The sequence below is a fragment of the Paraburkholderia sp. BR14312 genome (assembly GCF_040948675.1).
Classification (GTDB): Bacteria; Pseudomonadota; Gammaproteobacteria; order Burkholderiales; family Burkholderiaceae; genus Paraburkholderia; species Paraburkholderia nodosa_A.
In genome coordinates this window covers 320,173-333,230 of sequence record NZ_JBFPKI010000009.1, presented here as the reverse complement: position 1 = coordinate 333,230, position 13,058 = coordinate 320,173, and the positions used below count along the sequence as shown (strand labels likewise).

Annotated in this window: 12 protein-coding genes; 5 read left to right on the top strand and 7 right to left on the bottom strand. The window is 66.1% G+C overall.

Features of this window, described 5'->3' with window-relative positions; all coding sequences use genetic code 11:
- The first annotated feature begins 20 nt into the window (after positions 1-20).
- Both AB3X98_RS25960 and AB3X98_RS25955 read left to right on the top strand, forming a co-directional pair.
- Positions 21-386 carry a hypothetical protein gene (locus AB3X98_RS25960; protein ID WP_069266232.1) on the top strand — a complete coding sequence of 122 codons (366 nt, stop codon included), beginning with the start codon at positions 21-23 and terminating at the stop codon, positions 384-386.
- 13 nt (positions 387-399) lie between these two features.
- The gene (locus AB3X98_RS25955; protein WP_368602870.1) at positions 400-1,017 is read left to right on the top strand and encodes a glutathione S-transferase family protein; all 618 of its coding nucleotides are present in this window, start codon (positions 400-402) and stop codon (positions 1,015-1,017) included.
- 61 nt (positions 1,018-1,078) lie between these two features.
- Here AB3X98_RS25955 and AB3X98_RS25950 read toward each other — a convergent pair whose 3' ends face one another.
- On the bottom strand, positions 1,079-2,554 hold the full coding sequence (locus AB3X98_RS25950; protein WP_368602871.1) for a sodium:solute symporter: 1,476 nt from the start codon (positions 2,552-2,554) through the stop codon (positions 1,079-1,081).
- Positions 2,551-2,766: a DUF3311 domain-containing protein gene (locus AB3X98_RS25945; protein WP_028205546.1), complete on the bottom strand. Its 216-nt coding sequence runs from the start codon at positions 2,764-2,766 to the stop codon at positions 2,551-2,553. The genes AB3X98_RS25950 and AB3X98_RS25945 overlap by 4 nt, the downstream gene beginning before the upstream one ends.
- A gap of 245 nt (positions 2,767-3,011) precedes the next feature.
- Here AB3X98_RS25945 and AB3X98_RS25940 point away from each other — a divergent pair, with 245 nt between their 5' ends.
- Together AB3X98_RS25940 and AB3X98_RS25935 are read left to right on the top strand one after the other, a co-directional pair.
- Complete coding sequence (locus tag AB3X98_RS25940; RefSeq protein WP_133185612.1) at positions 3,012-3,689, top strand: MarC family protein; 678 nt, start codon at positions 3,012-3,014, stop codon at positions 3,687-3,689.
- Positions 3,690-3,751: 62 nt separating this feature from the next.
- Positions 3,752-4,585, top strand: coding sequence for a class II glutamine amidotransferase (locus tag AB3X98_RS25935; protein ID WP_069266236.1), 834 nt, complete (start codon positions 3,752-3,754; stop codon positions 4,583-4,585).
- A gap of 33 nt (positions 4,586-4,618) precedes the next feature.
- On the opposite strand, the gene AB3X98_RS25930 is transcribed toward AB3X98_RS25935, so the two are convergent.
- The 4 genes from AB3X98_RS25930 to treF form a co-directional block, all read right to left on the bottom strand.
- Positions 4,619-6,589 carry a PAS domain S-box protein gene (locus AB3X98_RS25930; protein WP_368602872.1) on the bottom strand — a complete coding sequence of 657 codons (1,971 nt, stop codon included), beginning with the start codon at positions 6,587-6,589 and terminating at the stop codon, positions 4,619-4,621.
- Positions 6,590-6,678: 89 nt separating this feature from the next.
- A complete protein-coding gene (locus AB3X98_RS25925) occupies positions 6,679-7,638 on the bottom strand; it encodes a glycosyltransferase (RefSeq protein WP_069266237.1) in 960 nt (319 codons plus the stop codon).
- 207 nt (positions 7,639-7,845) lie between these two features.
- Positions 7,846-8,529 carry an HAD family hydrolase gene (locus AB3X98_RS25920; RefSeq protein WP_069266238.1) on the bottom strand — a complete coding sequence of 228 codons (684 nt, stop codon included), beginning with the start codon at positions 8,527-8,529 and terminating at the stop codon, positions 7,846-7,848.
- 100 nt (positions 8,530-8,629) lie between these two features.
- Positions 8,630-10,477 (bottom strand): alpha,alpha-trehalase TreF, encoded by a 1,848-nt coding sequence (gene treF / locus AB3X98_RS25915; protein ID WP_368602873.1) that lies wholly within the window; start codon positions 10,475-10,477, stop codon positions 8,630-8,632.
- A 234-nt stretch (positions 10,478-10,711) separates the two neighbouring features.
- On the opposite strand from treF, the gene pobA reads away from it, so the two are divergent.
- Complete coding sequence (pobA, locus tag AB3X98_RS25910) at positions 10,712-11,884, top strand: 4-hydroxybenzoate 3-monooxygenase (protein WP_368602874.1); 1,173 nt, start codon at positions 10,712-10,714, stop codon at positions 11,882-11,884.
- Positions 11,885-11,966: 82 nt separating this feature from the next.
- Here pobA and AB3X98_RS25905 read toward each other — a convergent pair whose 3' ends face one another.
- Positions 11,967-13,019, bottom strand: a complete 1,053-nt coding sequence (locus AB3X98_RS25905) for an Ldh family oxidoreductase (RefSeq protein WP_368602875.1) — start codon at positions 13,017-13,019, stop codon at positions 11,967-11,969.
- Positions 13,020-13,058: the final 39 nt, after the last annotated feature.

Below are 13,058 nucleotides of genomic sequence, written 5' to 3'. Positions count from 1 at the left end.
GACCAGCAGTTGGAGGACACATGAGCGATCAGAAACTGTTTCTCGCTGTTTTTCTCGGTACCAAAGACAACGCTCGCATGAAGGGATGGGCGGCGCTTTCCGAAGCCGATCGGCACGCGAAGGAAAAGGAGGGCATTGCGGCCTGGCACGCGTGGGTCGAAAAGCACAAGGCATCGATCGTCGATATGGGCGGCCCGCTCGGCAAGACGAAATCGATTGGCGAGCATGGCATCGCGGACACATCTAACGCGCTAACCGGCTATACCGTTTTCCGTGCTGCATCGCACGAAGAGGCAGCGAAGCTGTTCGAAGGCCACCCGCACTTTTCGATTTTTCCGGGCGAGGCCGTCGAGGTGATGCCCGTTCTGCCGATTCCCGGTGTGTGAACGGAGGCGCGTCATGAAACTCTATGGTTTTGCCGGCACGCGTTCGCAGCGCGCGCTATGGGGCCTCAAGGAAGTCGACGCCGATTTCGAATTCATCTCGGTCAATCTGCTCGCAGGCGAGCACAAGCGGCCTGAATACCTGCGCATCAATCCCGCAGGCAAGGTGCCCGTGCTGATCGACGGCGACCGCGTGATTCCCGAATCGGCTGCCATCGTGCTGTATCTCGCGGATAAATATCCAGAGAAGGCGCTGTTGCCCGCGGATCTCGACGAGCGCGCGCAGGCGTATCGCTGGACCCTGTTCGCGGTCACCGAACTGGAGCAGCCGCTCTGGAGAATCACGCGGCATTCGTTCCTGTATCCACCGGAAAAGCGCAGTCCCGCCGATATCGAACTCGCGCGGGAGGACTTCAGCAGCATGGCCGCGGTGCTCGAAAGGCACCTCGAAGGACGCGAGTTCATCGTCGGCAACAAGCTTTCGGTCGCCGACTGCGTGACGGTGTATCTGATGGACTGGGCCAACGAAGTGCAACTGCTGGAGGGCTTCCCGCGCTTGCAGGCGTATCTCGAACGCCTCTACGCGCGTCCCGAGGCGCCGCAGCGCATCGCCGAAGCGCGCAAGGCGGCATAAAGGGAAAACGGCCCAATCGGATCTCGCCGATTGGGCCGCCTCGCTACCGCGTTACACCCTATCAATGCGCCCGCGCATGCTCATGATCCACATGCGTGCGCGGCTGCGTCACCGTGCTCACCACCACCAGCACGATCACGTTCACGAACAGCGCAAGGAAGCCGATGTTGACGTCCTTGAGCGCGTCCGGCGCGAACGGAATCAGCTGAGCCACGCTCACATGCGTGAGCGTCGTGACGATCACCACGAGCACGCCCGCCACGATGCCGCAGAATGCGCCTTGCTTCGTTACGCGATTGCGCGCGGAGAGGCTGCACACCATCGCCGGGAACAGCTGCGTGACGAAGTTGTAGCCCATCAGGAGCAGCGCGACGATGGTGTCGCCGCCATTGAGCGTGAAGCCGACTGCCACGAGCGCGATCACCGGCACGAAAACGCGCGCGAGCTTCGCGACTTGCGCGTCGTCCGCGCTCTTCGCGAGGCCGCCGCGATAGATGTCGTTCGCGAGCAGCGTCGAAGCCGTGGTGAGGATCATCGAGCCCGGCACGAGTGCGGTCAGCACGCCGGCCGCGCCGATCACGCCCACGAACCATGGATCGAACGTCTGCAGGGCGAGACGGAACAGCGAGAGGTCGATGTCGCCGCCCTTGAGGCCCGGCACCTTGAGCACGGCTGCGAAGCCGCAGAAGAAGACGAACAGCAAAATAAGCTGATAGAGCGGCAGGATCATCGCGTTGCGGCGGAAGATGCGCTCGTTCTTCGCGGTGTAGACCGACATGAACGTATGCGGCCACATGAAGAAGCCTAGTGCCGTGAGCAGCACGGTGGACTGGAACCACGTCACGCTCTGGCCGCGTGCCGGGAAGGTGAGGAAGCCGGGCTTGGCGGCGTCGATGGCGCGGAACATCTCGCTCAGGCTGCCATAGTGGTGAATCGGCAGGTAAATGCCGAGGAACACGGCGATGGCGAGAATCATCGTGTCCTTCACGACCGAGTTCCACGCGCAGCCGCGCACGCCCGAAACGATCACGTAAGCCGTGACCACGGCCGCGCCGATCCAGATCGCCGCGGTGGAGGAGATCGCGCCATACGAGGCCGTCGTCACGATGATGCCGAGGCCCTTGAGTTGCAGGACGAGATAGGGCACGAGCGCGAGCACGCCCACGCAAGCCACCAGCACGCCCAGCGCGGGGCTTTGGTACTTGCGCGCGAAGAAGTGCGGCTGCGAGACGAGCCGGTGCTGCTTGGCGAAGCGCCAGACGGGCGGCAGCATCCAGTACGAGAGGATGTATGCAAGCGTGCCGTAAGCCAGAATGTAGTAGACAGGCGCGCCCTTGCCATAGGCGAAGCCGCTGCCGCCGAGGAACGTGAAGGTGGTGTAGATCTCGCCCGCCATCAGCAGGAACACGAACGCGGTGCCGAAGCTGCGGCCGCCCACGGCCCACTGCTCGAGGTTCATGTCGTGCCCGCGGCGGGCGCGCATGCCGAGGTAGAGCGCGACGAAGGTCATCGCCGCGATGATGATGAGGGCGCTCATGATCGCACCTCCGCATCCGCTTCGCCCGAGAGCCGGTTGACTGGGTCGAGCCGGTAGACGATCCCCATGATCACCGCGGCCAGCACCACCCACATGACGATCCATGCGAGCACGAGCGGCATGCCGAGCACGAGCGGCTCGGTGCGATTGACGAACGGCACCCCTAGCAGGATGCCGATAAAGGGCAAGGCAGCGAGCAACCGCAGTGACATGGCAACTCCTCTTTCATATGAGAAGAAAAGAAACGTCGCGTCGGGGTGCGAAGCCACCCACTCTATGCTTGTGAACGCGCCCCGTAAAGCCGCCAAAAATACTGAAGGGCTTGCCGTAAAGATTGGTGCAACGCGCCATTTTTCGCGGCATCGAGCGACATCGATCAGGCACGCCCGACGCCGATCCGGCTACACTTCTCGCAGCCCGGCGCGCTTTTTGCGCATGCCCTCAACGGATCGACTCCATGATCGAGAGCCTGATTTCAGACATCCTGTTCGGTTTCACCGGACTCATCAGCATCATCAATCCCTTGAGCGGTGCTTTTGTTTTTCTCGATCGCACCACAACGCTTACTGACGAAGAGCGACGCCTGCTCGCCAAACGCGTGGCGATCAACGCGTTCTTCGTGCTCGTCGGGGCTTTTTTCGTCGGCACGCCCATCCTGCATTTCTTCGGCATTTCAATGGAAGCGCTGCGTATCGGCGGCGGCCTCGCCGTAGCCGTGGCCGGCTGGCAAATGCTCAACGCGCCCGAGCCGGAGCCGCCCGCGGTCGATCATCCGGTCAAGCCCATGAGCGCGAGTTCGGCTTCCGGAAAAGCTTTTTTTCCGCTGACCATTCCGCTCACCACCGGCCCGGGCTCCATCGCCACAGCCATTGCGCTGAATGCCAACCGCACGCACAAGCTTTCGGCGTGGCTGCTCTCGAGCTTCGCGTCGCTCGTGATCTCCGCGCTCGTCATGCTCGTGATCTATTACGTGTACAGCCGCGCCGCGCGGCTTTCGCAGTACCTGGGTGTGGAAGGCACGCGCGTGGCCATGCGCGTGTCGTCGTTTCTGCTCCTGTGCATCGGGGTGCAGATCATACTGACTGGCCTGACCGGCTTTCTCACGCCGATCGCCGACCTGCGCGCCGCGAAGTAGTGGCGCCTGTAGCTCGTGAGCAGGCCGGCGTACACAAACGTCCTCACGCGAAGGAGACCATCATGTGCCGCTGGCTCGCTTATAGCGGGAACCCCGTGCAACTCGAAACCGTGCTGTTTCACGCACGGCATTCGCTGATCGATCAAAGCCTGCATTCCACCAAAGGCGCGACCACCACGAATGGCGATGGCTTCGGCATGGGTTGGTATCAGGACCCGCACGACATTCCCTATCGTTACCGCAGCGTGCATCCCGCCTGGAACGACCGCAACCTGCGCGAACTGGCGCGCGCGGTGCGTGCGCCCATGTTCGTCGCGCACATTCGCGCGGCCACGCATACGCCGGTGCAGGAAACGAACTGCCATCCGTTTCGGCACCGGCGCTGGATCTTTGCGCACAACGGTCTGATCCGCAGCTATCCGCTGATGCGGCGCGACCTGCTGGTCGCGATCGATCCGGGGCGCTTCAATGCGCTCGAGGGGTCGACGGATTCGGAAACGATGTTCTATCTCGCGATGACGTTCGGCCTCGAAGTCGAGCCCGTTCTTGCGCTGGAACGCATGGCGGGTTTTGTGGAGGCAACCGCGCAAAAGCATGGCGTCGAGCCGGCGCTCAACATGACGGTTTGCGCATGCGACGGCGAGCAGATCGTCGCTGTGCGCTATTCGAGCGAGCGCAATTCCCGCTCGCTTTATCACACCACGGCGTTCCGGCATCTGCGCGAACTGTATCCCGACGACCCGCGCATCATCGCAGCCGGCGACGACGCGTATCTGCTCGTTTCCGAGCCACTTGGCGATGCGCCCGATGTATGGGCCGAAGTGCCGGAATCGACGGCCATTGTCGTGCGCGGCCCCGAGGTCGAATACCGGCCGTTCGCACCTATCTCACCTTAAGGCACCGTAACTCAAGGGCGCGACAAGTCGACGTCACGCGCTGCGACGCCTTTGCCTTGCCGCCGCAAGCGCGAGCACCTCGTCGAACAGCGTGACGTCCACGGGCTTCACGAGATGCATCTCGAAGCCCGCTTCGTGCGTGAGCTCGATGTCGGCAGCCTGGCCGAAGCCGGTCATCGCGGCGAACAGCGTGTGCTCGAGTGGCGGCAGCGCGCGCAGGGCACGCAGCGTCGCGTAGCCGTCGATCTCGGGCATGGCGATGTCGATGAGCGCGGCGTCCGGCGTGAAGCCGTCCACTTCCTCGCGCGCGTGGGCGGCGCTGTAGGCCACGCGCACGTCGTGCCCTTTGAGTTCGAGCAGCATGGCGAGGCTGTCGGCCGAATCGCGGTTGTCGTCGACCACGAGCACGCGCAGCGGCGGCACGCCGGCTTCGGCCAGCGCGGCAAGCTCGGCCGTGTCCGGCGTGAGCGGCGGCGGCTGCACGGCATGCGTGGCCTCGCGCGCGAACGGCAGGCGGATCGTGAACGTGCTGCCTTTGCCGGGCCCGTCGCTCCTGGCGGAGATGGTGCCGCCATGCAGCTCGACGAGCGAGCGGCACAGCATGAGGCCGATGCCGAGCCCGTTTTCCGTGGGCCCCGGCGCCGAGCGGTCCTGGCTGAAGAGGCCGAAGATCGACTCGTATGTGCCGGGCCGCAGGCCGCGGCCTTCGTCGCGCACCTGGATCTGCACGGCGCGCGCGGCGGAACGCACGTCCACGACGATGCGGCTGCCGTCGGGCGAGAACTTCGAGGCGTTGTGCAGCAGGTTCTGCAGCACCTGCACGAGCCGCGTGTGGTCGCCCTTCATGGTGAGCGGCTCGTCGGGCATCTGCACGTCCACGTGCTGACCGCGTGCCGAGGTGAAGGGCTGCGCCGCGTCGATGGCGTGCGCGACCACTTCGTGCAGGTCGAGCGGCGCCTCGCGCAACTCGATCTTGCCCGACGTGATGCGCCCGACGTCGAGCAGGTCGTCCACGAGCCGGGTGAGGTGCACGATCTGACGGTCGATCATTTCGCTCGCTCGCTCGATCTCGGGGCTCGGCGCATCCATGAGGCGCATCGTGGCCACGGCGTTGCGCACCGGCGCGAGCGGGTTGCGCAGTTCGTGCGCGAGCAAGGCGAGGAACTGCTTCATCTGTTCGCTCGAATGCTCGAGTTCGTCGGTGCGGCGGCTTTCGGTCATGTCGCGCGTGACCTTCGCGAACCCCGTGAGGCGGCCTTGGCCGTCATGCACCGCGGTGAGCGTGACACTGGCCCAGAACATCGAGCCGTCCTTGCGCACGCGCCAGCCCTCGCTCACGACCCGGCCCAACTCCTTCGCGCGGCGCAGCTCGCGTTCGGGCTGACCGGCGGCGACCTCGTCGGGCGGATAGAACACGGAAAAATGCTGGCCGACGATCTCGGCCGGACGGTAGCCCTTCAGGTTGGTCGCGCCGGTGTTCCAGCTCACCACGTTGCCCTGCGGATCGAGCATGAACATCGCGTAGTCGCTCACGCTTTCCACGAGCAGGCGAAAGCGCTCTTCGGAAAGACGCAGCGCTTCGACCTGGCGGCGTTCGGCGGTGAGGTCGCGCGTGACCTTGGCAAAGCCGGAGAGCGAGCCGTCGCTCTCGTGCAGCGCGGTGATGACGACGTTGGCCCAGAACATCGAGCCGTCCTTGCGCACGCGCCAGCCTTCGTCGTTGAAGCGTCCGTGCAGCGCGGCCTGCTCCAGCTCGTGATCGGGCCAGCGGCGCGCGTTGGCTTCGTCGGTGTAAAAACGCGAGAAATGCTGGCCGATGATCTCGTGCGCTTCATAGCCCTTGATGCGGGCCGCGCCGCGATTCCAGCTCACGATGTAGCCGCGCGTATCGAGCAGGAAGATCGCGTAGTCCTCGATCGGCTCCACGAGCGCCTCGAAGCGGCGTTCGTGGTGGCTTTCGGCGACGGTGTTTTGCTGGGCGATGCCGGGGTCGGGCGTCGTCATGGTCCTCGGGTCTGTCATAGGGCCTGTTCACAAGATTGACAGGCTCCGGCCTCCTGAATGGACGGCCCGCACGCAGCGGGCGTCGCAGCTTACCACGCGCGCTGCCCTGAGCGGTCGTACTTTTCGGCCATTGCCGGAATGCCCGCGCGCACGTGGCGTTCCGCGCGGCGTACCTGGCGGGTGAGCAGCACGACGTGCGGCGGCACCACGCGGCGTGCGCGCAACGTCCAGAACGCGCCGCGCAGCAGCGCCACGCCCGCGGGCCCGAGCGAGCGCTGGCGCGCGAACACCGCGAGCGCACGGCCGGTCGCCGCGATCGCATCGCGCGCGGGCAATCGCATCCACGCCACCCAGGCGGTGTTGCGCGCGAGCGAGCATTGCTGCGCGCGCGTGAACCAGCGGTAAAGCGGCTCGCGATGCGCGAGCGCCTGCTCGCAATAAACGATCTGGTGGCCGGCCGACAGCATGTCGAGCGCGGCAAGCTCTTCGGCGCCGCCGTGTGACAGCCGCTCCTCGTAGCCGCCGAGCGCGTGGAACACGGCCGCGCGGAAAATGCACGCGCCGGCCATGAAGTTCGCGAGCGCAGGCCCGGCTTCGCCTTCCGTACCCGGCGACGTGGCGGCGAGCATCAGGCAGGCGGGGTGAATTTCGCGCTCGTCGCCGCTCACCACGCGCGCGTTGAGCACGGCCACCTGCGTGTGGGCGTCGAGCAGGTGCGCCGCACGCGCGAGCGCGCCGGGCGCGAACCAGGTGCTGTCGTCGCAGCACGCGACATAGTCGGTGCGCGCGAGCAGCACGGCGCGATTAAAACCGGCCATGCCGTGATCGCCCAGCGACTGGACGATGCGCACTTGCGGAAAGAGCGACGCCAGCAGGGAGACGGTGGAATCGGTGGAGCCGTTGTCGGCCACGATGACGTCCGGGTGTTCGGGAAGGGCGGTGAGGCGCGCGACGGTATCGATGGTTTGACGTACATGATTGCGCGTGAGGACGACCACCGTCACGCGCGGCGCGCTGGGAGTTCCGGGGGCAGGGGCGGAGTCGTTCATCGCAGCAGGCGGCGGGAGCCGGCCGGTGAGTTGTCGAATTGACCTATGTCAGCATACGCCGATGGCGCGCGACATGCAGTACATGACGTGCGCCAGAGGCGGGGCGGCGCAGCCGCGGTGCTGCACTGCACAGCCGAGAGCTGCGCAATTTTCGCGCCGCGTGCGGCGGCGCGCGCAATCAGTCCGAGCGGCGGCTCGATCAGCGGCTCAATCGCGAGCGCAGACTTCGTCGAGGTGGTCGAGCAGGTCGGCGGGATCTTCGTACACGCGTAGCGCGCCCGCGCGTTGCAGCTCCTCGGTGCCGTAGCCGCCCGACTGCAGGCCGATGCCGAGCGCGCGGCAGCGTTGGGCCGCGAGCATGTCCCAGACGCTGTCGCCCACCACGAGGCAGCGCTCGATCGGCACGTTCAGCCGCAGCGCCGCGGCGACGAAAAGATCGGGGTCGGGCTTGGCGTGGCGCACTTCGTCGCGCGTGACCACCGTCGTGACGGACGGGTCCACGCCGAGCGCCTGCAGGTTCACGGACGCCGTGGCGAGCCGCCCGCTCGTGGCGATCGCCCAGGGCACTTGCGCCGCGCTGAGGGTGTCGAGCAGCGCGCGGGCGCCGGGCAGCGGGCGCACCTGGTCGGCGTGGCGGCGGTAGGCGTCGGCGTGTAGTTTTTGCAAGCGCGCGATGCGCTCGGGGGCGATCGACTCGTGGGCCTCGTGGGTCTCGCGCAGCAACTGGTTCATGAAGAGACCGCCGCTCATGCCGATGCGCCGGTGAATGCGCCACACCGAGAGCTCGATGCCGTCCGCGTCGAGCGCTTCCTTCCATGCGAGCACATGCTGATACACGCTGTCGACGAGCGTACCGTCGAGGTCGAACAAAAAGGCCGTTTCGTTGCGCATGGGGGGCTCCTGGTTGCTATACGACGATTACGCTGCGGTGGCGCAAAAAGTGTACGCCGCGCGCCGCCGGCGTGCGGCGCGGCGGGCGCGCGGCGGCGCCTCAGTGCGTGCTGGCCGCGGCCGCGCCGGACGCCGCCGGTGCGCCTTGCGCGGCGCCCGTCTGCGGATACATCTGCAGCAGCACGCGCAGGACGCCGTTGGTCCATCCAAAGCCGTCCTGCAGCGGATATTCGCCGCCGCCTGCCGACGAGGCCTTCGTGGCCGACGCGCTCACGTCGTACTTCTCGACGAGCTTGTGTGTGCGCGCGTAGTAGGCGAGATTCGTCGCGATCCAGCGCGTGGCGATTTCCTGCGCGAGGTCCTGTGCGCCGTAGCGGCGCAGCCCCATGACTGCGAGATATTGCAGCGGCGCCCAGCCGTTCGGCTCGTCCCATTGCTGGCCGGTCGCGACCTGGGTGGTGGCGAGGCCGCCGGGGCGCAGCAGCCCGGCGCGCACCGCGGCGGCCACTTCCAGCGCCTGGGCCTTCGTCGCCACGCCCGCATAGAGCGGATAGACGGTCGCCGCCGTGAGCCGGTGCGTGAGCGTGCGGTGCGCGAAGTCGTAGTCGCTGTAGGCATGCAGTTGCGGGTCCCAGAGCACGCGGTCGATGGCGTCGGCGCGTTGTTGCGCGCGCTTCGTCATCAGTTCGGCCTCGCGCGCGTCGCCCTTGAGGCCATAGGCCTTCGCGAGCGTGCGTTCGAGGATCACCATCAGCGAATTGAGGTCGACCGGCGCGAGCGAGGTCACATCGATAGTCGAGAGCGTTTGGCCGTCGGTGAGCCAGCGCGAGCTGTAGTCCCAGCCCGTTTCCGCGCCCGCGCGCAGGTTGCGCCAGAGGTCAGAGGCGTCGCGTTGCGGCGTGGCGCGCGCGGTCAGGATGTCCTCGCGGTACGACTCGTCGCGCGGGCGGTTGCGCGCGTCCCAGTAGCGGTTGAGCAGCGTGCCGTCGGGCAGGCGCACGAGGTGGCGCGCGGCGTGACCGGGCTTGAGCGTCTGCGCGCCGGCCATCCAGTAGTCGTATTCCTTGCGCAGTTGCGGCAGGTAGTGGAGGTACACGGCGTCGCCGTCTTTTTCCGCAACGAGGCTCACCATCTGCGCGAAAAACGGCGGCTGCGAGCGGCTCAGGTAGTACGTGCGATTGCCGTTCGCGATGTGGCCGTAACGGTCGATCAGCGCGGCGAAGTTGCTCAGCTCGTCGAGCGCGAGTTCGTGGCGGCCGCTCGCTTCCAGGCCGAGCATGATGAAGTACGAATCCCAGTAGTAGATTTCGTTGAAGCGCCCTCCCGGCACGACGTACGCATAGGGCAGCGGCAGCAGCGACGAAAACGGATTCGGCTTTGCGTCGGGGCGGCGGCTCAGCACGTTCCAGAGCGTGTCGATGTGGCCGACGACATTCTGGTTCGGATCGGAAACGTAGTGATCTTCGGTTTGCGCGGGGGCCGTGAAGTACCGGTTCACGAACTGCGTGAGCGCGGCCTTGCGCGCGGCGCTGTCGTGCAGCCCCGCGTGTTGCTGGCGCCAGCGCTCGTAGGCGGCCGTGATCTGGCTCGGGCGCTCGTTGGGCAGTATGTCGGCAAACGTCTTGCCGTCGGGGAAGATCTGCGCGAGCTGCACGTCGTGATAGAGGCGGCCATAGAGGTCGGCGGGCGTGGCGGGCCGGCTCTCTTTTGCGGCGTCATGCTGCGCCGGCGAGCGAACCGGCCTTGCCGATCGCGCGGGCGTTTGTAATTCCTGCGCGTTGGCGGGTGCGCTAGCGGAGGCTGCGACGTCGGCTTGTGCGTCGGCGGCATGGGCGGTTTGCGCGAGCGGCCAGGCGAGGCACAGCGCAGCGGCGAGCGTGGCGGCAAACGGGACGGGGCGGGATGTCGTGGCGGATGTGGGCGTGCGGGAGCGGAACGGGAAAGACATGGCTTTATGTTTTTGAGGGGCGACGAGCGCGCCAGTGCGCAAACCTGGGCACAGGCGAAGCGCGGCAATGAGCAATTTCCGTTCCGCACAATGGCGATGCGAGACGGCTGGCGACTGCAACACTATTCAAAATAGAGATAGTCCATATTCTCCATATCGCGTTGCGCGATAACGCTTGCTGCGGCGAAACTTGCCAAAAATCAATTCAAGCAACGCCGCATCAGGAGACATCTCATGCGCACCCAGGTTGGCATCATTGGCGCCGGGCCCGCGGGCCTGCTTCTTTCCCATCTTCTGCATTTGCGTGGCATCGACTCGGTCGTGATCGAGCTGCGTGGCCGCGAGCAGATCGAATCGACCATACGCGCCGGCGTGCTCGAGCAAGGCACGATGGACGTGCTCACCGAAGCGGGCGTCGGCGAGCGCATGAAGGCCGAAGGCGCAGTGCATCACGGCTTCGAACTGGCGTTCGAAGGCAAGCGCCGCCGCATCGATCTCACCGGCCTCACGGGCAAAGCCATCACCGTCTACGCGCAGCACGAAGTGCTCAAGGACCTCGTGGCGGCGCGCGTGGCCGCGGACGGCAAGCTCTTCTTCAATGTCTCGAACACGTCGATTCACGGCGTCGAAACCAGCACGCCGTCGATCCGCTTCACGCACGAAGGCGAAGAGCACGAGCTGCACTGCGACTACGTGATCGGCTGTGACGGTTTCCACGGCGTGTCGCGCGCCTCGATTCCGGCGGCGCTGCGCCAGGACTACGAGCGCGTGTTCCCGTTCGGCTGGTTCGGTATTCTCGTCGAGGCGCCGCCCACTTCCGACGAGCTGATCTACGCGCGGCACGATCGCGGCTTCGCGCTCGTCAGCACGCGCTCGCCGAACGTGCAGCGCATGTACTTCCAGTGCGATCCGACGGACAACGTCGACAACTGGTCCGACGACCGCATCTGGGCCGAGCTGCACGCGCGCGTCGATTCGCGCGAAGGCCACCAGGTGGTGGAAGGCAAGATCTTCCAGAAGAACATCGCGGGCATGCGCAGCTTCGTCACGACCACGATGCAGCACGGCCGCCTCTTTCTCGCGGGCGATGCGGCGCACATCGTGCCGCCGACCGGCGCGAAGGGCCTCAATCTCGCGGTGGCGGACGTGCGCGTGCTGACCGCGGCGCTCGTGGCGTTCTACCAGGAAGGCCGCACCGATCTGCTCGATGGCTATAGCGAAACGGCGCTGCGCCGCATCTGGCGCGCCGAACACTTCTCGTACTGGATGACGCGCATGATGCACCGCCTTGACGACGCCACGCCGTTCGAGCAGCGCCTGCAGGTTGCCGAACTGGAACATGTCACCACGTCCCGCGCCGCCGCGACGGCGATGGCCGAAAACTACGTGGGCGCGGTTGCCGTGTGAGGTAAGCTCAACGCATGAAACGGCCGCGCGAGTCCCGCAGGGTTCGCGCGGTTTTTTGTTTACAGCGTCGCGTTGGATCGCCTCAAATCGCCGTAAGCGGCGCAATGCCCAGTTCGGTGGCGATGTCGGCGAACGGCTTTCTCACGGAGTCGGGCAGCGTGATCGTCTGCATGTGCCGCGCACGATTTTCCGCTTCGTACTGGCCGGGGTACTGCACCGGCTGCGACGGATCCTGCGGCGGGCAGCTGAGCAGATAGTCGAGGAACGATTCGACCTCCTGCGAGCGCCACGTCGTGTTGAAGTCCACCTGCGGATCGAGCACCAGCGCGAACAGATTGTTGGTCGCGACGCCATTGCGCGGGTTGTCCGGATGGATCGTGCCGCCGCCCGAGAGCACGCCCGCGAGCAGTTCCGCCACGAGACCCAGCGCATAGCCCTTGTGCAGACCGAACGGCAGCAGCGCGCCTGGCGGGTCGGCGAACAACACGTTGGGGTCGGTGCTCGGCTGGCCGTTCGCGTCGATCACCGAGCCGTCAGGCGCCGGCAGGCCGTTTTCGGCGAGCACGCGCGCCTTGTTCACGGCGATGGCGCTCGTGGCGATATCCACGACGAAGGGCGGCCGCCCGCCCGGCAGCGGACCCGCGAAGCACAGCGGGTTGGTCGTGAGCCGGGGCTCGCGTCCGCCGAACGGCGCGACGGTCGGCGCGCGATTGACCACGTTGGTGAAGGCGAGCAGCACGTAGCCCTGCGCCGCGACCATTTCGCCGTAGTGGCCCATGCGCCCCAGGTGATGGCTATGACGCAGCGTTACGATGCACTGCCCATGTTCGCGCGCGCGAGCGATCGCGTCTTCCATCACGACCTTGCCAATGTGCTGTCCGAAGCCGCTGTGGCCGTCATAGCCGATCAGGCTGCCGCGGTCGACGACGCGCTCGGCGCGGCCGTCTGCGGTGACGAAGCCCGCGGCCAGCACGCGCTTGTAGTTAGGCAGGATCGACAGGCCGTGGCTCGCGTAGCCCACGCGGTCGGATTCGATCAGATGGTCGGCCACGTCGGCGGCGATGTCTTCGGGCACCGAGACGTTCGTGAGCACGGCCGTGGCGAAGCGGCGTGCGTCGTCGATCCTGACTTCCATGAGCGGCTCCTTGCTAACCGTGCAGCGTTCGGGTGCAGT